Below are 21,179 nucleotides of genomic sequence, written 5' to 3' on the forward strand. Positions count from 1 at the left end.
TCCATCTCGATACGGGCCTGCGGCCCTACTCGATGAGCGGGGGTGGGGCCGGCGCAGCCGGCGTATCGAGAACCGGGGCGGGGCTAGAGCGACTGCGTGACGAGCAGCACCATCGCGACGAGCGTGAGCGCCGCGCCGCCGACGATGATCGGTCGGAACCGGCGCGCCATCGTGCGCGGCGGCCGGTCGTCGTCGAAGCGCTCGAAGTAGGGGTCGAGCTCCGGCGGCACCCGCTCCTGCTCGCGGCTCTGCTCCTGCATGCTCCCAGCCTCCCACGACATGACGGATGCCGTCCCGGCGTGTCCGGGACGGCATCCGTCGTGTGGGCCGCGCGTCAGTCGCGGGCGTCGTCCGCGCGCCGATCCGGGTCCCGGTCGACCTTCGGCAGCGCGGTCGTCGAGAGGCGGCCGCGGTCGGGCTGCGGGTGCGGCTCGTGCGACTCGATCTCCTCGTCGATGGCCGCGATGGCCGTCGTGTCGGCGGCGGGGAGCGCCGCCTCGAAGCGCGCGCGGCGGCGCTTGAGCCACAGCGCGAGCACGATGATGAGCGCCATCGCGATGTAGGCGACGATCGCGAACGGGCTCTGCACGAGGTAGGCGGGGTCGCCCTGCCCGATCTGCATCGCCTTCCGCAGCTGCTCCTCGGCCATCGGCCCGAGGATCGCGCCGACCACGAGCGGCGCGATCGGGAAGCCCAGGCGTCGCATGAAGAACCCGAGCACGCCGAGCACGAGCAGCACGCCGATGTCGAACACGGTGAAGTTCGCCGCGTAGGCGCCGAGGCCCGCGAAGACGAGGATGCCGGCGTAGAGGTAGGGCCGCGGGATCTGCAGCAGCTTCACCCACATGCCGACGAGCGGCAGGTTGAGCACGAGCAGGAGCGTGTTGCCGATGTAAAGGCTCGCGATGAGCGCCCACACGAGCGCCGGCTGGGTGTCGAACAGCCGCGGGCCCGGCTGGATGCCGTAGCTCTGGAACGCGCTCAGGATGATCGCGGCGGTCGCGGTCGTCGGGATGCCGAGCGTGAGCAGCGGCACGAGCACGCCGGCGGCGGCGGCGTTGTTCGCCGACTCCGGCCCCGCGACACCCTCGATCGCGCCCTTGCCGAACTGCTTGCGGTACTCCGGCTTGGCGAGGCTCCGCTCGGTCGCGTAGGAGAGGAAGGTCGCGACGTCGGCGCCGCCGGCCGGGATCGAGCCGATCGGGAAGCCGATGCCCGCGCCGCGGAGCCACGGCTTCCACGAGCGCGCCCAGTCGGAGCGGCGCATCCAGGTGCGCCAGCCGCGCGTGATCGGGATGATGGGGATCTCGCCGTTCCGCAGCCGCGAGCCGACGTAGAGCGCCTCGCCGAGCGCGAAGAGGCCGACCGCCACGAGCACGACGTCGATGCCGTCGCCGAGCTGCGGGATGCCGAGCGTGAACCGCGCCTGACCGGTGAGCGTGTCGACGCCGATGAGGCCGATGAAGAGCCCGATCGAGAGCGAGACCATGCCGCGCCATGCGCTGTCGCCGAGCAGCGCGCCGACCGTGAGGAAGGCGATCACCATGAGCGCGAAGTAGTCGGCTGGGCCGAGGCTCACGGCGAAGCGCGCGACTACGGGCGCGAGCAGCGTCAGCAGCACCGTCGCGATCGTGCCGGCGATGAACGAGCCGATTGCCGCGGTCGCGAGCGCGGCCGCGCCGCGGCCGGCGCGCGCCATGCGGTTGCCCTCGAGCGCCGTGACGATCGAAGCCGACTCGCCCGGCGTGTTGAGCAGGATGGAGGTCGTCGACCCGCCGTACATGCCGCCGTAGTAGATGCCCGCGAAGACGATGAACGCCGCGGTCGGCTCGAGCGAGTAGGTGATGGGCAGCAGCAGCGCGACGGTCATCGCCGGGCCGATGCCCGGCAGCACGCCGACGGCCGTGCCGAGCAGCACGCCCAGGAGCGCCCACAGCAGGTAGATCGGCTGCAGCGCGGTCGCGAAGCCCTCGAGCAGCAGGGTCCAGGTGTCCATCAGAGGCCGATCCAGGAGGTCAGGGTGCCGGTCGCCGGCAGCGAGAGGCCGAGCAGGGTGCCGAACACGACCTGCGTGACGACGCCGAGCGCGAGCCCGATGAGCACGGCGACCCACCAGCGCTTCGCGCCGAGTGCGAGCGACGCGCCGGTGAAGAGGATGGTGACGCCGAGCGGCCACCCGAGGTGGGGGATCGTGAGCATGAGCGAGAGGAAGCTCAGCACGACGATGCCCGTCGAGCCCCACGAGGTGCCGTGCTCGAGGTCGATGTCCTCGCCCTCCTCCGCGTGGCCGAAGCGGCCCCGCAGCTGGCCGACGAGCACGGCGAGCGCGCTGACGAGCATGAGCCCGCCCACCGCGTAGGGGACGACGCGAGCGCCGAGGGTGTTGGTCGAGCCGGGAGGCTCGCGGATGGTCGTGGTCGCGATCAGCACGGCGATCGAGAGGAGCGCGATGAGGCCGACGAACGCCATCGCCTCGATCCGGGCCGAGCGCGACGCCGCCGACGCGCCCGAGGAGGCTGCGCCGGCGGACGTCGCGGTGCTCATTCGATGAGCCCGATCGTGCGGAGCGTCTCCTGCGTCTGCGTGATGTCGGCGGCGAGGAACTCGTCGAACTCGTCACCCGCGATGAACGCATCCGTCCACCCGTTGGTCGAGAGGATCTCGGTCCACGCGTCCTGCTCGTGCAGCTGCGTCACGAGGTCGACGAGCGCGGTGCGCTGCTCGTCGCTGATGTCGCCGGGCGCGATGACGCCGCGCCAGTTCGTCACCGTCACGTCGATGCCCTCGTCCTGGATGGTCGGCACGTCGGGCAGCGCCTCGGCGGGCTCGGCGCTCGAGACGGCCAGCGCGCGCAGGTCGCCCGAGAGCACCGACTCCGAGAACTCGCCGACGCCCGAGATGCCGGCCTGCACGGTGCCTCCGAGCAGCATCGTGAGCGCCTCGCCGCCGCCGGAGTTGGCGATGTAGTTGAGCGTCGAGGGCACGTCCGCCGCGTCGACGCCGCCCTCGGTGAGGAGGAGCCCCGCGAGGATGTGGTCGATGCCGCCGGCCGAGCCGCCCGTGACGGCGATGCCCTGGCCCTCCTCGACCACGGCGTCGACGAGGTCCTGCAGCGACTCGTAGGGCGAGTCGGCCGGCACGACGATGACGAGCGGCTCCTCCGTGAGCTTGGCGATCGGCGTCGTGTCCTCGATGCGCGTGCTCGAGGCGTTCGTCTCGACGGCGCCGACCATGACGGAGCCCGTGATCATGAGCGTGTTCGGGTCGGTCTCGGTCGCGAGGCTCGCGAGGCCGACCGTGCCGCCGGCGCCGCCGATGTTCTCGACCGGCGCGGAGCCGACGAGGCCGCTGTCGGTGAGCACCTGCGAGAGGGCGCGAGCGGTCTGGTCCCAGCCGCCGCCGGGGTCAGCGGGGGCGATGACGTTCACGGCGGTGATCGCCGCGGCCTCGCCGTCACCCGCGGGCTCGCTGCCCGCGGGGGCGCCGCCGCCCGACGAGCAGGCCGCGAGGGCGAGCATCGCAGTCCCCGCGATGCCGACTCGGACGATGGTCGAGAAGCGCGTGCTGCGCGCGGTGCTGGGGTGCATGGACCGTCTCCTCCTTGAGCGCCCGGCGCCATGCCGGGTCACGATCTGCCAGGACGCTAACCGGGCCGGATGCGCTGGGGCGCGTTGTGGTCGATGTGTGCGTTTCGGTCGTTTCGGTCACGATCGGCCGCGCGCCGACGCGCCTACCATGGGGCCGTGAGGAGAGCGATGAAGCTGCGCACGCAGCTCGTGCTGCTGCAGAGCGCCATCATGCTCGTCGTCATCCTCGGCTCCGGCGTCGCCGCGGCGTGGCTGCAGGAGCGCTCGCTCCGCGAGGCCTACCTCGATCGCATGATCGGGGTCGCGTACTCCGTCGCGCAGCTGCCGTCGGTGACCGAGGCGTTCGACGACGCGGATCCGGCAGCCGTCATCCAGCCGATCGCCGAGACGGTGCGGGAGGCATCCGACGTCACCTACGTCGTCGTCTCGAACGTCGAGGGCATCCGCTACTCCCACCCGAACCCCGATCGCATCGGCGAGGTCGTCTCGACGCCGCCCGACGCGGCCCGGAGCGGCGAGCTCGTCACGACGACGGAGACGGGCACGCTCGGCACCTCCTGGCGGGCGAAGGTGCCCGTCTTCGGGTCAGACGGCGCGATCATCGGCCAGGTCTCCGTGGGCATCCTCGAGTCGGAGCTGCACGCCGAGTGGCTCAGCACCATCTGGATCCTCGGGCTGTGCCTCGCGGTCGCGGCGATCGTCGGCGTGCTGCTCGCGGGCTGGGCCGCGGCGCAGGTGCGGAAGCGCATCTACGGCGTCGAGCCCGATGAGATCAAGTCGATGCTCGAGACCCGCAACGCGACGCTCCACGGGATCGGCGAGGGACTCGTCGTGCTCGACGACTCGGCGACCGTCACGCTCTGCAACGACTCGGCGCTGCGGCTGCTCGGCCGCGAGGGCGATGACCTCTCGGGCGTCGCGATCGCGGAGGTGCTCGACGGCCAGCTCGAGCTGCTGCTCGCCGACGCGGGCGAGCAGCAGCTCGTGCTCGCGGGCGAGCGGATGCTCGTGGCGCGCGCCGACCCGGTGGTCGTCGACGGCCGCACGGTCGGCACCGTGCTCATCCTGCGCGACCGGACCGAGCTCGACGCGGCGCTGCGCGAGCTCGCCGGTGCGCAGGGCATGACCGAGACGCTGCGCGCGCAGCAGCACGAGTTCGCCAACACGCTGCACACGCTCGGCGGCCTGCTCGAGCTCGGCGAGACCGAAGCGGCGATGCAGGTGATCGAGCGCGCGGGCGCGGGCGGCGCGCTGGCCGCGCTCGAGCCGGCGAGCGGCATCCTCGAGCTCGAGGTCGCGGCCCTCCTGCTCGCGAAGCGCGCGCAGGCGCGCGAGCACGGCGTCGAGCTCATCGTCTGCGAGGGGTCCAGGCTGCGTCCCGCAGCGCCCGCCGGCGACGCGAGCGACTGGGTCACGGTGCTCGGCAACCTGCTCGACAACGCGATCGAGGCGGCTTCCGGCGGTCGCGTCGAGGTGACGATCGACGACGCCGACACCGACGCCGGCCGTGTCGTGACGATCGTCGTCGATGACGACGGGCCCGGCGTGCCGGAGGGCCGACGCACGGCGATCTTCGACCTCGAGGAGTCGACGAAGCCGCGGGCGGCTGGGCTCGCGCGCGGCTACGGGCTCACCCTCGTCCGCCGCGTGGTCGACCGGCTCGGCGGCAGCGCGGCCGTCGAGGCATCGCCGCTCGGCGGCGCGCGCTTCACCGCCACGCTGCCGGTCGCTCGCCGCGAGGTGCCGGCGTGAGGACGCTGCGGGCACTCATCGTCGAGGACGATCGGGCGGTCGCGATGGTCACGCGAGGGTTCATCGAGCGCCACGGCGCGTTCCTGGTCGCGGGGCAGGCGGGCACCGGCCGGGACGCCCTCGAGGCGATCGAGGCCATCCGCCCCGACCTCGTGCTCCTCGACGTGCACCTGCCCGACGCATCCGGGATCGAGGTGCTGCGCGTCGCCCGGGCGCGCGGCTTCGCCGGCGAGGTCGTGGCGGTCACGGCGGCACGGGATCTCGAGACCGTGCGCGCCGCGCGCGCGTTCGGCGTGCGGCACTACCTCGTGAAGCCGTTCGGCCTCGAGGCCATGCGCGAGCGGCTCGAGGCGATCCGGGCGGAGATCGAGCGGGCCGAGGCGCTCGGGCCCGCGGCGCTCGACCAGCGGGCCGTCGACGCGATGCTGCAGCCGGCCGACCGGCAGCGCCCGGCGCCGCCCGGTTCGCAGCTCACGCTCGAGCGGGTCGCGGCCGCGCTCGAGGGCGCGGTCGAGACGGTGAGCGCCGCCGAGCTCGCGGAGCGGCTCGGCATGTCGCGCGTGAGCGCGCGCCGCTACCTCGAGCGGCTCGTGCTCGACGGCCGGGCGGAGGTCGCGCCGCGGTACGGCGGCACGGGGAGGCCCGAGCTGCGCTACAGCCCGCGGCGCTGACGCCGCCGCTAGTGCACGGGCGTGCCCACCAGCGCGCCGATCGCCCAGGTCGCCGCGAGCGCGAGGATGCCCCCGATCAGCACGCGGAACATCGCGACGCGCTTGCCCGAGGCGCCGATCCGCGCCGAGACGAAGCCCGTGATGAGCAGCGCGACGACGGTCGCGATCGCGATCGGCCACGGCATCCACGCGCCGGGGGAGAGCACCGCGGCGAGCAGCGGGATGAGCGAGCCGATCGTGAAGGCGACGGCCGAGGCCAGCGCCGCCGACCAGGGGTTGTTGAGGTCGTCGGGGTCGAGGTTGTACTCGATGCTGAGGTGCGCCCGGAGCGGATCCTTGTCGTGGAGCTCCACGGCGGCGGTGTGCGCGGTCGCCGGCGAGAGACCGCGCTCCTCGAACATGTGGGCGAGCTGGTCGATCTGCCCGTCGGGGTTGTCGGCGAGGAACTGCTCCTCCCGCCGGATCGCGCCGCGCTCGCTGTCGCGCTGCGACGAGACGGAGACGTACTCGCCGACGCCCATCGAGAACGCGCCCGCGACGAGCGCCGCGACGCCGGCCGTGAGCACGCCGGCCGGTGACGTGCCGGCGCCCGCGACGCCGACCATGAGCGCAGCGGTCGACACGATGCCGTCGTTCGCGCCGAGCACGCCGGCGCGCAGCCAGTTGAGCTTCGACGCGCTCGATCCGACCGGCGGCGGCAGGTCGGGACGGCGCTGGAGCGCAGGATCCATGGATGTCCTCCCGGGCATCCATCGTCCGGTGCCCGCGAGGGCGCCGCAAGCAAGGCGGCACTCCGGCGGAACCCGCCCGGAAGCCGAAGGCGCGGGCTTCGGCGGGCCGAAAGCGACGGGGCCGCATGCCGCGCGGCACTAGGCTGGGGGACGGCGATTCCCCATCAGCACACCGATTGGATGACGCGTGGATCTGTACGAGTACCAGGCAAGGGACCTGTTCGAGCAGCACGGGGTCCCCGTGCTGCGCGGCATCACGGCCGACACTCCCGAGGAGGCGCAGGCGGCTGCCGCGGAGCTCGGCGGCGGTGTCGTGGTCGTGAAGGCGCAGGTCAAGACGGGCGGTCGCGGCAAGGCCGGCGGCGTGAAGCTCGCGAAGAGCCCCGAGGAGGCGAAGGCCGCCGCAGAGGCGATCCTCGGCCTCGACATCAAGGGCCACACCGTGCACCGCGTGATGGTCGCCGAGGGCGCGGCCATCAAGGAGGAGTACTACTTCTCCGTGCTGCTCGACCGCGCGAACCGCTCGTACCTCGCCATGTGCTCGTACGAGGGTGGCATGGAGATCGAGCAGCTTGCCGAGGAGCGCCCCGAGGCGCTCGCCAAGGTCGAGATCGACCCGGCGACCGGCATCGACCAGGCGAAGGCCGAGGAGATCGTCCGCGCCGCGAGCTTCCCCGAGGAGCTCGTCGCGAAGGTCGCACCCGTCATCGTGAAGCTCTACGGCGTCTTCACCGGCGAGGACGCGACGCTCGTCGAGGTCAACCCGCTCGTGCTCACCGAGGCCGGCGACGTCATCGCGCTCGACGGCAAGATCACGCTCGACGAGAACGCCGCGTTCCGTCACGAGGCGCACGCGGAGCTCGAGGACAAGGCGGAGACGAACCCGCTCGAGGCGAAGGCCAAGGAGGCCGACCTCAACTACGTCAAGCTCGACGGCCAGGTCGGCATCATCGGGAACGGCGCCGGGCTCGTCATGTCGACGCTCGACGTCGTCGCCTACGCGGGCGAGCGCCACGGCGGCGTCAAGCCCGCCAACTTCCTCGACATCGGCGGCGGCGCATCCGCGCAGGTCATGGCCGCCGGCCTCGACGTCATCCTGAACGACGAGGACGTCAAGAGCGTGTTCGTCAACGTCTTCGGCGGGATCACCGCCTGCGACGAGGTCGCGAACGGCATCGTCAAGGCGCTCGAGATCCTGGGCGACGAGGCCTCGAAGCCGCTCGTCGTGCGGCTCGACGGCAACAACGTCGAGGAGGGTCGGCGGATCCTCGCCGACGCGAACCACCCGCTCGTGACGGTGGTCGCGACGATGGACGAGGCCGCCGACAAGGCCGCCGAGCTGGCTGCGGCATAGGAGAACCGGAAGAGATGTCGATCTACCTCAACAAGGACAGCAAGGTCATCGTCCAGGGCATCACCGGCGGCGAGGGCTCGAAGCACACCGCCCGCATGCTCGCGGCCGGCACCCAGGTCGTCGGCGGCGTCAACGCGCGCAAGGCCGGCACGACCGTCTCGCACACCGCGAAGGACGGCTCGACCGTCGAGCTGCCGGTCTTCGGCTCCGTCGCCGAGGCGATGGCCGAGACGGGCGCCGACACGTCGATCGTCTTCGTGCCGCCGGCCTTCGCGAAGGACGCCGTCATCGAGGCCGTCGACGCGGGCATCGGCCTGCTCGTGGTCATCACCGAGGGCATCCCGGTGCAGGACTCGGCCGAGTTCTGGGCTCACGCGAAGGCGAAGGGCACGACGCGCATCATCGGCCCGAACTGCCCGGGCATCATCACGCCCGACGAGTCGCTCGTCGGCATCACGCCCGCGAACATCACGGGCAAGGGCCCGATCGGCCTCGTCTCGAAGTCGGGCACCCTGACCTACCAGATGATGTTCGAGCTGCGCGACATCGGCTTCTCGACCGCCATCGGCATCGGCGGCGACCCGATCATCGGCACGACGCACATCGACGCGCTCGAGGCCTTCGAGGCCGACCCCGAGACGAAGGCGATCGTCATGATCGGCGAGATCGGCGGCGACGCCGAGGAGCGCGCGGCCGACTTCATCAAGGCCAACGTGACGAAGCCCGTCGTCGGCTACGTCGCCGGCTTCACGGCCCCCGAGGGCAAGACGATGGGCCACGCCGGCGCGATCGTCTCGGGCTCGTCCGGCACCGCCGAGGCCAAGCAGGTCGCGCTCGAGGCGGCCGGCGTCAAGGTCGGCAAGACGCCGTCGGAGACCGCTCGCCTCATGCGCGAGGTCATCGAGTCGCTCTGAGCGACCGCTCGACGAAGGACCCCGGCTGCGGCCGGGGTCCTTCCTCGTTCCCGGCCGCCGCTCGGGCGCGCGGTCTAGGGTGGCTGCACGACCCGAGGAGGCAGCCATGCATCACGACGCGAGCAGCGAGCACGACGGCGAGGGCACGAAGAAGCCCGGCGGGCTCGGCGACGACGGCACGATCCCCGCGAACCCCGACGGGCTCGGCGCGACGACGACCGACGAGGAGTCGACGTTCGAGCCGGAGGAGGACGAGGCGGCCGACGACCAGGCGGCGAAGCCCGACGTCGACTGACGACGCCTCGCGCCCGGCGCGCGGGCGGTGCAGAGTGTCATCATGACGATCCTCTGCGCGACGTGCGGCGTCGAGACCGCCGAGCCGCTGCCCGAGACGTGCCGCATCTGCGCCGACGAGCGGCAGTGGGTGCCGCTGCACGGGCAGATCTGGACGAGCGTCGAGGAGCAGCACGCCGACGGCATGCACATCGACGTCGTCGAGCTCGAGCCCGGGGCGTGGGCGCTCACCTCCGACCCGGCCGTCGGCATCGGCCAGCGCTCGATCCTCGTCCAGACCGACTCGGGGAACGTGCTGTGGGATCCGCTCGGCACCATCACCGACGACGCCGTCGAGCAGGTGCGCGAGCTCGGCGGCCTCGCCTACGTCGCCGCGTCGCACCCGCACATGTTCGGGGTGCAGTGCGCGTGGGCGGACGCGCTCGACGCGCGCGTGCTCGTGAACGAGCGCGACGCATCCTGGATCGCCCGCCGGCACGAGCGCATCGACCTGTGGGACGGCGAGCTCGAGCTGCTGCCGGGCGTGCGGCTCATCCGCTTCGGCGGCCACTTCCCCGGCGCCGCGGTGATCGTCTGGGAGCGGGGGAGCGGCGGTGAGGGCTCGCTGCTCGCGGGCGACACGATGCAGCCGAAGCCCGACCGGCGGAGCGTCGCGTTCATGCGCTCCTACCCCAACAACATCCCGCTCTCAGCCGGCGTCGTGGGCCGGCTCGCGGAGCAGGCGGCGACGCTGCGCTTCCGCCGCGTCTACGGCAACATCCCCGGCCAGGTCGTCGAGGACGGGCCGGAGGCGATCGCGCGCAGCGCGCGGCGCCACATCGAGTGGGTCACCGGGGTGCACGACGACCTGACGTGAGGGCGCCCGACCGGGCACGAGCGAGAGGGGCGGATGCGCCCGAGCGGGGTCGGCGCGCCCGACCCGCTCGGGCGCATCCGCCCCCCTCGGTCTCGCGTCAGCGCAGGTGCGCGAGGATGCCGTTGAGCGTGGCGCTCGGCCGCATCGCGGCGTCGGCGAGGTCGGTGTCGACCCGGTAGTAGCCGCCGAGGTCGACGGGCGAGCCCTGCACCTCGAGCAGCTCGCGCTCGATCGCGTCGGTCTGCTCGACGAGCTGCTGCGCGACGGGCGCGAACGCCTCCGCGAGCTGCGCGTCCGCGGTCTGGGCCGCGAGCTCCTCGGCCCAGTAGCGCGCGAGCCAGAAGTGGCTGCCGCGGTTGTCGATCTCGCCCACCTTGCGCGAGGGCGACTTGTTCTCGTTGAGGAACGTGCCGGTCGCCGCGTCGAGGGTCTCGGCGAGCACGCCCGCGCGAGCGTTGCCGGTCGACTCCGACAGGTGGCGGAACGACTCCGCGAGCGCCATGAACTCGCCGAGCGAGTCCCAGCGCAGGTGGTTCTCCTCGACGAGCTGCTGCACGTGCTTCGGCGCCGAGCCGCCCGCGCCCGTCTCGAACAGCCCGCCGCCGTTGAGCAGCGGCACGACCGAGAGCATCTTCGCGCTCGTGCCGAGCTCGAGGATGGGGAAGAGGTCGGTGTTGTAGTCGCGCAGCACGTTGCCGGTGACCGAGATGGTGTCCTCGCCGCGGCGGATGCGCTCGATCGAGACGCGCGTCGCCTCGACGGGGCTCAGGATCTGGATGTCGAGCCCCTCGGTGTCGTGCTTGGGCAGCTCGGCCTCGACCTTCTTGATGAGCTCGGCGTCGTGCGCGCGCTCGGCGTCGAGCCAGAAGATCGCGGGCGTCGACGAGGCGCGGGCGCGCGTCACCGCGAGCTTCACCCAGTCGCGCACCGGCACGTCCTTCGTCTGGCACGCGCGCCAGATGTCGCCGGCCTCGACGTCGTGCGAGAGCAGCACCTCGCCGGCCGCGTTCACGACCTCGACGCGGCCGTCGCGCTCGATGCGGAACGTCTTGTCGTGCGAGCCGTACTCCTCGGCCTTCTGCGCCATGAGCCCGACGTTCGGCACCGAGCCCATCGTCGTCGGGTCGAAGGCGCCGTTGCGCTGGCAGTCCTCGATCACGACCTGGTAGATGCCGGCGTACGACGAGTCGGGGATGACCGCGAGCGTGTCGGCCTCCTCGCCGTCCGGGCCCCACATGTGGCCCGACTGGCGGATCATCGCGGGCATGGATGCGTCGACGATGACGTCGGAGGGCACGTGCAGGTTCGTGATCCCGCGGTCGGAGTTCACCATCGCGAGGCGCGGGCCATCGGCGATGCCCTGCTCGATCGCCGCGCGCACCGCGGCGGCCGTCTCCTCGCCGAGCTCCGAGAGGCCGGAGAGGATCGAGGCGAGGCCGTTCTCGGGCGAGAGGCCAGCCTCGGCGAGCTGCTCGCCGTACTGCTCGAACACGGCGGGGAGGAACGCGCGCACGACGTGGCCGAAGATGATCGGGTCGGAGACCTTCATCATCGTCGCCTTGAGGTGGGCGGAGAAGAGGATGTGCTCCTCACGAGCGCGGCGCACCTGCGCGGCGAGGAACGCGTCGAGCGCCTTCGCCGACATGAACGTCGCGTCGACGATCTCGCCCTCGAGCACCGCGAGCCCGTCCTTCAGCACGGTCGTCTCACCGTCGTTCCCGACCAGGCGGATCTGCAGGGTGTCGGCCGCGGGCATCGTGACCGACTGCTCGTTCGAGCGGAAGTCGCCCGCATCCATCGTCGCGACGGCCGTCTTCGAGTCGGCCGACCACGCGCCCATCGAGTGCGGGTGCTTGCGCGCGTACTCCTTCACCGAGCGCGGCGCGCGCCGGTCGGAGTTGCCCTCGCGGAGCACCGGGTTGACGGCCGAGCCCTTGACCGAGTCGTAGCGGGCGCGCGCGTCGCGGTCGTCGTCGGTGACGACCTCGTCGGGGTAGTCGGGCAGCGCGATGCCCTTCGACTGCAGCTCGGCGATCGCGGCCTTGAGCTGCGGCACCGACGCCGAGATGTTCGGCAGCTTGATGATGTTGGCCTCGGGGGTCTTCGCGAGCTCGCCGAGCTCGGCGAGCGCGTCGGCCTCCTGCTGCTCGGCGGGCAGGCGGTCGGCGAAGGCGGCGACGATGCGGCCGGCGAGCGAGATGTCGCGGCGCTCGACCTCGACGTCGGCGGCCGCGGCGAAGGCCTCGACGATCGGCAGGAACGAGTGCGTCGCGAGCATCGGCGCCTCGTCGGTGTACGTGTAGATGATCTTGGCCATGCGGCTCGAACCCCTCGCGGTCTCGGATTGACGGCGGCCTCGAGAGCGTGCGCGGGCCGCGCCGTGCGCATCCAACCTATCGCGACCGTGCCCGTCCGCCGCGCGGCGGAAGGGGACGGGGCGGATGCGTCGGTAGGGTGCCAGCCGTGCGTCGCGTGTGGGCCGGGATCGGCCAGGCAGTCGAGTCCGCCGCCATCGCAGCGGTGGGCCTCGTGCTGTGCGCGCTCGTGCTGCTCGCCGTCTGGGGCGTCGACCAGGGCTTCGCCGGCGACCCGCTCGTGCAGTGGCGCATCGCCGCCGACGCGTGGCTCGTCGGCCACGGCGTCGACCTGTCGCTCGAGCTCGGCCGCGACGCGGTCCTCGCGGTCGGCATCGAGGCGGCGAGCCGTCCGTTCGCGATCACGCTCGGCGCCTGGGGCATCGGCCTCCTCACGCTCTGGCTGCACTGGCGCAGCGGCCGCCGGCTCGCCGAGCTGCCGATCGTCGACGCGGTCATCGCGACGGTCAGCGGCGCGCTCGCGACCGGCGCCGTCGGCCTGCTCGCGGCGGTGAGCGCGCAGCACCCCGTCGCATCCCCCGACCTCGCCCAGGCCTTCGCGCTGCCCGCGCTCGTCGCCCTCGTCGGCATGGTCGCCGCGATCGTGCGCGTGCACGGCCACGACTGGCTGCACGCGGCGGCTCGCGCGCTCACGATCGAGGACCGCTGGCTGCGCCCGATCCGCGCCGCGCTCCGCACCGGTGCCGGCGGCGCGGTCGCGGTGCTCGGCATCGGCGGGCTCGTGCTCGGCATCGGCCTCTTCGCGCGCTTCGCCGAGGGGCTGCTCGTGATGGAGTCGCTGCAGGTGACGCACCTCGGCGCCTTCGTGCTCTTCCTCCTGCAGCTCGTGCTCGCGCCCGTCGCGATCGTGTGGGCCGCGGCGTGGGCGATCGGGCCCGGCTTCATGATCGGCACCGGCTCGCACGTCTCGCCGCTCGGCACCGACCTCGGGCCGATCCCCGCGATGCCGCTGCTGACGGCGATCGACCCCGAGGCGGCGCCGTGGATGCTCGCGGTCGTCGCGCTCCCGGTCGTCGCGGCGGTCGTGGTCGGCGCCCTCGCGCGGCAGTCGATCCTCGCCGGCACCGCCGAGCGCCCCGTGCACTGGTGGGAGCTCGCGATCGCCGGCGTCGGCGGCGGCGTGCTCGCCGGGGCGATGCTCGGCCTCGCCGCGATGCTCGCGAGCGGCTCGATCGGGCCCGGCCGGCTCGCCGAGACGGGACCCGACGCGGTGCTCGTCGCCGCGTGGGGTGCGCTCGAGGTCGGCGTCGGCCTGCTGCTCGGCCTCGTCGTGGGCGGCCGCGGCGTCGGCTCGCTCGCCCGCGAGGGCGAGGGCTCGACGATCCGCGACGTGCTCGGCCTGCGCGTCGGCAAGGGCGGGGCGGATGCGTCCACGGGCGAAGCGGACGCCGACGAGCAGGAGACGCGGCCGGTCGCGCCGCTCGCCGATCCGCAGGACGCCTCGCCCGTCGTCCCCGTCCCGACCGAGGATCAGGCCGCGACGCACGCGGCCGATGCCGTCGAGGAGCCCGCCGGCGGCGCCGGGGCGACCGACGGCGGCGCCGAGCCGGCGCGCGAGGGCGACGCACCGCATCCGACCCCGTCTGCCGACGGCGAGCGCCCTCGGTAGGCTGGAGGACGTGCTCCGCGTCGTCGTCCTCGTCTCGGGCAGCGGCAGCAACTTCGCCGACCTGCTCGATCGCGCCCGCTCCGGCCGCGTCGCCGTCGAGGTGATCGCCGTCGGCGCCGACCGCGAGTGCGGCGGCATCGAGATCGCGCGCGCCGCCGGCATCCCGACCTTCGTCGAGCCGTTCGCGCCGCCGCGCGAGGCGTGGAGCGAGCGGATCGGCGACCGCGTCGAGGCGTTCGAGCCCGACGTCGTCGTGCTCTCGGGCTTCATGCGGCTGCTCTCGGCCGAGACCGTGTCGCGCTTCGAGCCGGCGCTGCTCAACACGCACCCGGCGTTCCTGCCCGAGTTCCCCGGCGCGCACGGCGTGCGCGACGCGCTCGCGGCGGGCGTCACCGAGACCGGCGCGAGCGTCATCATCGTCGACAGCGGCGTCGACACGGGTCCGATCCTCGCCCAGCAGCGCGTGCCCGTGCTGCCCGACGACACCGAGGCGACGCTCCACGAGCGCATCAAGGCCGTCGAGCGCGACCTGCTCGCAGGCGTGCTCGCGGGCATCGCCGACGGCTCGATCGACCTCGCCGACCACGGCCTCGAGTACAAGCTCGACCGGCCAGAGACCGCACCGGAGGAAGCCAAGTGAGCGGACCCCAGCACGACCCCAGCCTCTACCGCGAGCGCGACGCGGTGCCCTTCCGGCGCGCGCTGCTCTCGGTGAGCGACAAGACGGGCATCGTCGAGCTCGGCGCCGCCCTCGCCGAGGCGGGCGTCGAGCTCGTCTCGACCGGCTCGACCGCGCGGATGCTCGCTGACGCGGGCCTGCCCGTCACGGAGGTCGCGGCCGTCACCGGCTTCGCGGAGGCGCTCGACGGTCGCGTCAAGACGCTGCACCCCGCGATCCACGCGGGCCTGCTCGCCGACCTCCGGCTCGAGCACCACGAGGCGCAGCTCGCCGAGCTCGGCATCGCGCCGTTCGAGCTCGTCGTCGTCAACCTCTACCCGTTCGTCGAGACCGTGCGCTCGGGCGCGGCCGACGCCGACATCGTCGAGCAGATCGACATCGGCGGGCCCGCGATGGTGCGCGCGTCGGCGAAGAACCACGCGAACGTCGCGATCGTCACCGATCCGCGCGTCTACCCGCTCATCGCGAAGGCCGCGGGCACGGGCCTCAACCTCATGCAGCGCCGTGCGCTCGCGCGCGACGCGTTCGCCCACACCGCCGCCTACGACCGCGCCGTCGCGCGCTGGTTCGCGGGGGAGCCGGTCGACGAGCCGAGCGCGGCCGCGGCGGCTGCTGCGCCGGTGCCCGCTGCCGAGGCGCCCGCAGCCGCCGAGGCGCAGGCCGCCCCGGCGACCGCGACGAGCGCGCCCGAGTCCGTCGACGCATCCGCCCCCGACACCTCGAGCGCGAGCGGGCTGCTGCGCGCGGTCGGCGCCGCGAGCCTCGTGCAGGGGCTGCGCTACGGCGAGAACAGCCACCAGCAGGCGGGCCTGTTCGCGCTGCCCGGCGGTCGCGGCATCACGCAGGCCGAGCTGCTGCACGGCAAGCCGATGTCGTTCAACAACTACGTCGACGCCGACGCGGCGCTCCGGGCGGCGTACGACTTCGTCGAGCCGGCGGTCGCGATCATCAAGCACGCGAACCCGTGCGGCATCGCGATCGCGGCGCCTGGCGCGGCCGATGCGATCGCCTCGGCGCACGAGCGCGCGCACGCGTGCGACCCGGTGTCGGCCTTCGGCGGCGTCATCGCCACGAACCGCACCGTGACGCGCGCGATGGCCGAGACGGTCAAGGACATCTTCACCGAGGTCGTCGTCGCGCCCGACTTCGAGCCCGAGGCGCTCGAGCTGCTCACGGCCAAGAAGAGCATCCGGCTGCTGCGCCTGCCGGAGGGCTACGCGCGCGAGGGCTCGGAGCTGCGGCAGGTCTCGGGCGGCGTGCTCGTGCAGCAGCCCGACACCTTCGAGGGCTTCTCCTCGCACACGTGGCGCCGCGTCGCCGGCACGCACGTGCCCGACGACGTGCTCGCCGATCTCGAGTTCGCGTGGCGCGCGGTGCGCTCGGTGAAGTCGAACGCGATCCTGCTCGCCGCGGGGCTCGCCTCCGTCGGCGTCGGCATGGGGCAGGTCAACCGCGTCGACTCGTGCGCGCTCGCGGTCTCGCGGGCAGGGGAGCGGGCCGCCGGCTCGGTCGCGGCATCGGATGCGTTCTTCCCGTTCGCGGACGGCCTCCAGGTGCTGCTCGACGCGGGCGTGCGCGCGGTCGTGCAGCCGGGCGGCTCGGTGCGCGACGAGGAGGTCATCGCGGCGGCGACCGCCGCGGGCATCACGATGTACTTCACCGGCGAGCGGCACTTCGCGCACTGACGCAGGGCGGCGCGCGCTAGCCTCGCCCGCATGAGCGCGGGCACGATCGACGACCTCCGGCGCGCCCGCCGCGTCGTGTGCTTCGGCGCGACCGGGTCGGGCAAGTCCACCATGACGGCGGCGCTCGCGACCCGGCTCGGGCTGCCCGCGGTCCACCTCGACGACCTGTGCTGGGATCCCGGCTGGGTCGAGGTGCCGCGGGACGAGCAGCGCGCGCGGGTGCTCCCGATCCTCGAGCGCGACGCGTGGGTCATCGACGCGCTCCGGTCGTCGATCGCCGCGGAGGCGCTCGACCGGGCCGACGCGATCGTCGCGCTCGACTACGAGCGGCGCGTCTCGCTCGCGCGACTCGTCCGCCGCACCGCCCGGCGCATCCGCACGCGCGAGCGCGTGTGCAACGGGAACGTCGAGACGCTGCGGCTCGCCGTCGCGCGCGACTCGGTGATCGTCTGGCACTTCCGCTCGTGGCGGCGCAAGCGCCAGCAGGCGCGAGCGCTGCACGCCGACGCTGCAGCGCCCCCGGTGCTGCTGCTTCGCAGGCCCGACGAGGCGGAGCGACTGCTCGAGGCGCTCGGCCGCGACGGGCGCGAGCGCGAGTCGTTGGGAAACGCCGATCGGCGGTAGACACGCCGCTATGCATCTGCTTAGGATCGAAGGCTGTCCGCGCCACCCAGGTGCGACCGACGCCAGGAGGCTGCCATGAGCACGACGACGACCACCGCGATCGCTGCCGCCCCGGCCCTCCGCGTCCGCCTCACGGGCCTCGCAGCCTAGGGCGCAGGGCACGCCCCGCCGCGAGCTCCGCTCGCCCTCGCGTCGCACGCCGACGCCGCTCAACCCCAGCGACCCACCCGTCGCGCCCCACCATCGCCGGCCCACCACGCCTGCGACCGCGAAGGATCCCCTCATGTCCTCGACGTCTCCGGATCAGACCGAGACCAGGCCCATCGGCCACCTCCGCGCGCTCTCGCGCCTGTTGCCGTTCCTCAAGCCCGTCCTGCCGCGCCTCCTGTGGGGCACGGGTGCGGCGCTGCTGTCGGCGCTCCTGAGCCTCGCGACCCCGATCGCGATGCGCGCGCTCGTCGACGGCCCGCTCGCCGCCGCCGACGCGGCCGCGGTCTGGCCGGTGGGGCTCGCCATCCTCGCGCTCGGCCTCGGCGAGGCGTTCTTCGTCTACATGCGCCGGCTGCTCGTCACGCTGCCCTCGACCAAGGTCGAGGCCTCGATGCGCCGCACGCTCTACGCGAAGCTGCAGGCGCTGCCGGTCGCCTTCCACGACCGCTGGCAGTCGGGCCAGCTGCTCAGCCGCGCGGTGCAGGACCTCGGCATGATCCGCCGCTTCACCGCGTTCGGTGCGCCGCTGCTCGTGGTCAACTCGATCACGCTCGTGGTGGGCATCGGCGTGCTCTTCTACTGGAGCCCGCTGCTCGCGGGCGTCTTCGTGGTGCTCTCGGCGCCCATCGTGCTCGTCGCGCTGCGCTTCGAGCGCCGCTACTTCTCGATCTCGCGCTCCGCGCAGGACCAGGCGGGCGACCTCGCCACGACCGTCGAGCAGTCGATCCACGGCATCCGCGTGCTCAAGGCGTTCGGCCGCGGCCGCCACGCGCTCGAGGGCTTCACCGACCAGGCGAAGCGGCTGCGCGAGACCGAGATCGACAAGGCCCGCATGGACGGCAACCTGTGGATGTGGCTCACGATCGTGCCGTACGTCTCGTACGCGGTCTGCCTCTTCCTCGGCGTCTGGCTCGCGGCGAGCGGCCAGATCACGGTCGGCACGCTCTTCGCGTTCTTCGCCGTCGCGATGGTGCTCAACTGGCCCATCGAGTCGATCGGCTTCCTGTTCGCGTTCCTCATCGACGCCTCGAACGCATCCCGCCGCTTCCACGAGATCCTCGACAGCGAGAACACGATCGTCGACCCGGCGGAGCCGAAGACGATCCGCGAGCCGAAGGGCCGGCTCGTGTTCGAGGACGTGCACTTCCGCTACCAGGATGCGCAGCCGCACGAGCGCGACCTCGTCGACGGCGCGAACCTCGTGATCGAGCCGGGCGAGACGATGGCGCTGATCGGCGTCACGGGCTCCGGCAAGACGACCCTCACGGCTCTGCCGACCCGCCTCTACGACGTCACCGGCGGCCGCGTGCTGCTCGACGGTGTCGACGTGCGCGACCTCACGCTCGAGGAGCTGCGCACCCACATCGCGATGGCGTTCGAGGACGCGACGCTCTTCTCGGCGTCGGTGCGCGACAACGTGCTCATGGGCGCGCCGGATGCGTCGGAGGAGGCCCTCGACCGCGCGCTCGCGATCGCCCAGGCCGACTTCGCGCGCAACCTGCCGGACGGGCTCGACACCGAGATCGGCGAGGAGGGCCTCTCCCTCTCCGGCGGCCAGCGGCAGCGCCTCGCGCTCGCTCGCGCCGTCGCGGCCGATCCCGCGGTGCTCGTGCTCGACGATCCGCTCTCGGCGCTCGACGTCGAGACCGAGGCGCAGGTCGAGGATGCGCTGCGGCACGTGCTCGAGCGCACGACCGCCCTCATCGTCGCCCACCGCCCGAGCACGGTGCAGCTCGCCGACCGCGTCGCGCTCATGCGCGACGGCCGGATCGTCGACGTCGGCACCCACTCCGAGCTGCTCGCACGCAGCGAGCACTACCGCTACGTGATCTCGAGCCTCGAGGAGGCCGAGCGCGACCGCCAGTCGATCGCCGCCGTCACCGGCTCGATGGAGGTCATCGACCTCGACGAGCTCGGCGCCGAGTCCGAGGAGGTGTCCCGATGACCGTGCAGGGCGTGCAGGGCGAGGACCGCACCGACTACACGAAGGCCGAGTCGAAGGCCATCCGCGCGCGCTCGCGGCGGCTGCTCGGCTCGCTGCTGAAGCCGCATGTCGGCCGCGTCGTGGTGACGCTCCTGTTCGTCGTCGTCGCGGCCGCCGCGAACATCGCGGGCCCGCTGCTGATCGCCTACGGCATCGACGTGGGCCTGCCGGCGATCATGGAGCGCTCTGACTGGATGCCGCTGTGGGTCGCGACGCTCACGTACATCGCGGCGGCGATCACCGCCGGCGTGCTCATGTACCTCTACACCGTCGGCATCGCGCGGATCAGCCAGACGGTGCTGTACGAGCTGCGGCGGCGGCTGTTCGCGCACGCGCAGCGGCTGAGCCTCGAGTTCCACGAGTCCTACACCTCGGGCCGCATCATCGCTCGCCAGACGAGTGACCTCGAGTCGATCCGCGATCTGCTCGACCAGGGCCTCAACGAGCTCGTGCGCGGCGTCCTGATCATGGGATTCACCGCGGGCGCGATGACGCTGCTCGACCCGCTCTCGGGTGCGATCATCGGCATCGCCCTCATCCCCGCGATCATCCTCACCCGCTGGTTCCAGCTGCGCTCGACGGTGCTCTTCCGCGAGACCCGCACGACCAGTGCGCGCATGATCGTGCACTTCGTCGAGACGATGACCGGCATCCGCGCCGTGAAGGCGTTCCGCAAGGAGGTCGCGAACCAGCGCGAGTTCGACGAGCGCGTCGACGACTACCGCGACGCGAACTACCGCACGATCAACATCTTCGGCATCTACGAGCCGGGGATCATGATGATCGGCGCGATCACGATCGCGGCGCTCGTGATCGTCGGCGGTCTCCGCGTCGTGGAGGGCACGATGCAGATCGGCGCGCTGCTCGGCGTCGCCCTCTACGCGCGCAACTTCTTCCAGCCCATCCAGGGCATCGGCATGTTCTTCAACGGCTACCAGTCGGCCTCGGCGGCGCTCGAGAAGATCTCGGGCGTGCTTGAGGAGGAGCCGACGGTGAAGGAGCCGGTGCAGCCGAAGGCGCTCCCGGCCTCGCGCGGGCAGATCGACTTCGACGGCGTGCGCTTCGCGTACGGCAACGGCAAGGTCGTGCTGCCCGACTTCGACCTGCACATCCCCTCCGGCCAGACGATCGCGCTCGTCGGCACGACCGGGGCGGGCAAGTCGACGCTCGCGAAGCTCGTCTCGCGCTTCTACGACCCGACCGACGGCGCGGTGAAGCTCGACGGCGTCGACCTCCGCGAGCTCGCGAACGACGACCTGCGGCGCGCGGTCGTGATGGTGACGCAGGAGGCCTACCTCTTCTCGGGCACCGTCGCCGACAACATCGCGCTCGGCAAGCCGGGCGCGAGCGACGAGGAGATCGAGGCGGCCGCGCGCGCGGTCGGTGCGCACGGATTCATCGAGGCGCTGCCCGACGGCTACGCGACCGACGTCAACAAGCGCGGCGGCCGCGTGAGCGCGGGGCAGCGGCAGCTGCTGTCGTTCGCGCGCGCGTTCCTCGCCGATCCGCGCGTGCTCATCCTCGACGAGGCGACCGCGTCGCTCGACATCCCGTCGGAGCGGCTCGTGCAGGAGGGCCTCACGACCCTGCTCGCCGACCGGACGGCGATCATCATCGCCCACCGGCTCTCGACCGTCGCGATCGCCGACCGGGTGCTCGTGATGGAGCACGGCCGGATCATCGAGGACGGCTCGCCCGCCGAGCTCATCGAGCAGGGCGGGAAGTTCGCGTCGCTGCACCGGGCGTGGCGGGAGTCGCTCGTCTAGCGCTGACCCTCGTTCGTCGAGCAGGCGCCGTAGGCGCCGTATCGAGACGTCTCGATACGCGGCCTGCGGCCGCTACTCGACGAGCGGG

The 21,179-nt window shown here is 72.7% G+C and carries 18 protein-coding genes; 12 read left to right on the forward strand and 6 right to left on the reverse strand.

The window, feature by feature from the left end; all coding sequences use genetic code 11:
• Positions 1–83: 83 nt before the first annotated feature.
• From H508_RS17485 to H508_RS0112255, 4 genes are all read right to left on the reverse strand, one after another.
• The gene (locus tag H508_RS17485; RefSeq protein WP_156906078.1) at positions 84–260 is read right to left on the reverse strand and encodes a hypothetical protein; all 177 of its coding nucleotides are present in this window, start codon (positions 258–260) and stop codon (positions 84–86) included.
• Between the two features lie 74 nt (positions 261–334).
• Positions 335–1,996 carry a tripartite tricarboxylate transporter permease gene (locus H508_RS16250; protein ID WP_084155320.1) on the reverse strand — a complete coding sequence of 554 codons (1,662 nt, stop codon included), beginning with the start codon at positions 1,994–1,996 and terminating at the stop codon, positions 335–337.
• The gene (locus H508_RS16255; protein WP_035254982.1) at positions 1,996–2,544 is read right to left on the reverse strand and encodes a tripartite tricarboxylate transporter TctB family protein; all 549 of its coding nucleotides are present in this window, start codon (positions 2,542–2,544) and stop codon (positions 1,996–1,998) included. The genes H508_RS16250 and H508_RS16255 overlap by 1 nt, the downstream gene beginning before the upstream one ends.
• On the reverse strand, positions 2,541–3,587 hold the full coding sequence (locus tag H508_RS0112255) for a Bug family tripartite tricarboxylate transporter substrate binding protein (RefSeq protein WP_035254983.1): 1,047 nt from the start codon (positions 3,585–3,587) through the stop codon (positions 2,541–2,543). The genes H508_RS16255 and H508_RS0112255 overlap by 4 nt, the downstream gene beginning before the upstream one ends.
• Before the next feature lie 156 nt (positions 3,588–3,743).
• On the opposite strand from H508_RS0112255, the gene H508_RS0112260 reads away from it, so the two are divergent.
• Together H508_RS0112260 and H508_RS0112265 are read left to right on the forward strand one after the other, a co-directional pair.
• Complete coding sequence (locus tag H508_RS0112260; protein WP_211220869.1) at positions 3,744–5,339, forward strand: ATP-binding protein; 1,596 nt, start codon at positions 3,744–3,746, stop codon at positions 5,337–5,339.
• Positions 5,336–6,010: a response regulator gene (locus tag H508_RS0112265; RefSeq protein WP_026374266.1), complete on the forward strand. Its 675-nt coding sequence runs from the start codon at positions 5,336–5,338 to the stop codon at positions 6,008–6,010. The genes H508_RS0112260 and H508_RS0112265 overlap by 4 nt, the downstream gene beginning before the upstream one ends.
• A gap of 8 nt (positions 6,011–6,018) precedes the next feature.
• Here H508_RS0112265 and H508_RS0112270 read toward each other — a convergent pair whose 3' ends face one another.
• Entirely contained in the window at positions 6,019–6,741 is a 723-nt protein-coding gene (locus tag H508_RS0112270) for a VIT1/CCC1 transporter family protein (protein ID WP_051223402.1), read from the reverse strand.
• Between the two features lie 187 nt (positions 6,742–6,928).
• On the opposite strand from H508_RS0112270, the gene sucC reads away from it, so the two are divergent.
• From sucC to H508_RS0112290, 4 genes are all read left to right on the forward strand, one after another.
• A complete protein-coding gene (gene sucC / locus H508_RS0112275; protein ID WP_026374268.1) occupies positions 6,929–8,095 on the forward strand; it encodes an ADP-forming succinate--CoA ligase subunit beta in 1,167 nt (388 codons plus the stop codon).
• A 14-nt stretch (positions 8,096–8,109) separates the two neighbouring features.
• Positions 8,110–9,009 carry a succinate--CoA ligase subunit alpha gene (gene sucD, locus H508_RS0112280; RefSeq protein WP_026374269.1) on the forward strand — a complete coding sequence of 300 codons (900 nt, stop codon included), beginning with the start codon at positions 8,110–8,112 and terminating at the stop codon, positions 9,007–9,009.
• Positions 9,010–9,115: 106 nt separating this feature from the next.
• On the forward strand, positions 9,116–9,304 hold the full coding sequence (locus tag H508_RS16260; protein ID WP_035254985.1) for a hypothetical protein: 189 nt from the start codon (positions 9,116–9,118) through the stop codon (positions 9,302–9,304).
• Positions 9,305–9,346: 42 nt separating this feature from the next.
• The gene (locus tag H508_RS0112290) at positions 9,347–10,159 is read left to right on the forward strand and encodes an MBL fold metallo-hydrolase (RefSeq protein ID WP_026374270.1); all 813 of its coding nucleotides are present in this window, start codon (positions 9,347–9,349) and stop codon (positions 10,157–10,159) included.
• Between the two features lie 97 nt (positions 10,160–10,256).
• Here the strand turns inward: H508_RS0112290 and H508_RS0112295 are convergent, their stop codons facing one another.
• Entirely contained in the window at positions 10,257–12,476 is a 2,220-nt protein-coding gene (locus tag H508_RS0112295) for an NADP-dependent isocitrate dehydrogenase (RefSeq protein ID WP_026374271.1), read from the reverse strand.
• Between the two features lie 146 nt (positions 12,477–12,622).
• Here H508_RS0112295 and H508_RS0112300 point away from each other — a divergent pair, with 146 nt between their 5' ends.
• From H508_RS0112300 to H508_RS0112325, 6 genes are all read left to right on the forward strand, one after another.
• Positions 12,623–14,143, forward strand: coding sequence for a cell division protein PerM (locus H508_RS0112300; RefSeq protein WP_026374272.1), 1,521 nt, complete (start codon positions 12,623–12,625; stop codon positions 14,141–14,143).
• A gap of 10 nt (positions 14,144–14,153) precedes the next feature.
• Entirely contained in the window at positions 14,154–14,783 is a 630-nt protein-coding gene (purN, locus tag H508_RS16265) for a phosphoribosylglycinamide formyltransferase (RefSeq protein WP_051223404.1), read from the forward strand.
• The gene (gene purH, locus H508_RS0112310) at positions 14,780–16,507 is read left to right on the forward strand and encodes a bifunctional phosphoribosylaminoimidazolecarboxamide formyltransferase/IMP cyclohydrolase (protein ID WP_035254998.1); all 1,728 of its coding nucleotides are present in this window, start codon (positions 14,780–14,782) and stop codon (positions 16,505–16,507) included. The genes purN and purH overlap by 4 nt, the downstream gene beginning before the upstream one ends.
• 30 nt (positions 16,508–16,537) lie before the next feature.
• Positions 16,538–17,131, forward strand: coding sequence for a P-loop NTPase family protein (locus H508_RS16270; protein WP_051223406.1), 594 nt, complete (start codon positions 16,538–16,540; stop codon positions 17,129–17,131).
• 283 nt (positions 17,132–17,414) lie between these two features.
• The gene (locus H508_RS16275) at positions 17,415–19,286 is read left to right on the forward strand and encodes an ABC transporter ATP-binding protein (RefSeq protein WP_035255001.1); all 1,872 of its coding nucleotides are present in this window, start codon (positions 17,415–17,417) and stop codon (positions 19,284–19,286) included.
• Positions 19,283–21,091 (forward strand): ABC transporter ATP-binding protein, encoded by a 1,809-nt coding sequence (locus tag H508_RS0112325; protein WP_026374274.1) that lies wholly within the window; start codon positions 19,283–19,285, stop codon positions 21,089–21,091. Before H508_RS16275 ends, H508_RS0112325 begins: the two co-directional genes overlap by 4 nt.
• The last annotated feature ends 88 nt before the right edge of the window (positions 21,092–21,179 follow it).

This window comes from Agrococcus lahaulensis DSM 17612 (genome assembly GCF_000425105.1).
In the GTDB taxonomy this organism is placed as follows: Bacteria; Actinomycetota; Actinomycetes; order Actinomycetales; family Microbacteriaceae; genus Agrococcus; species Agrococcus lahaulensis.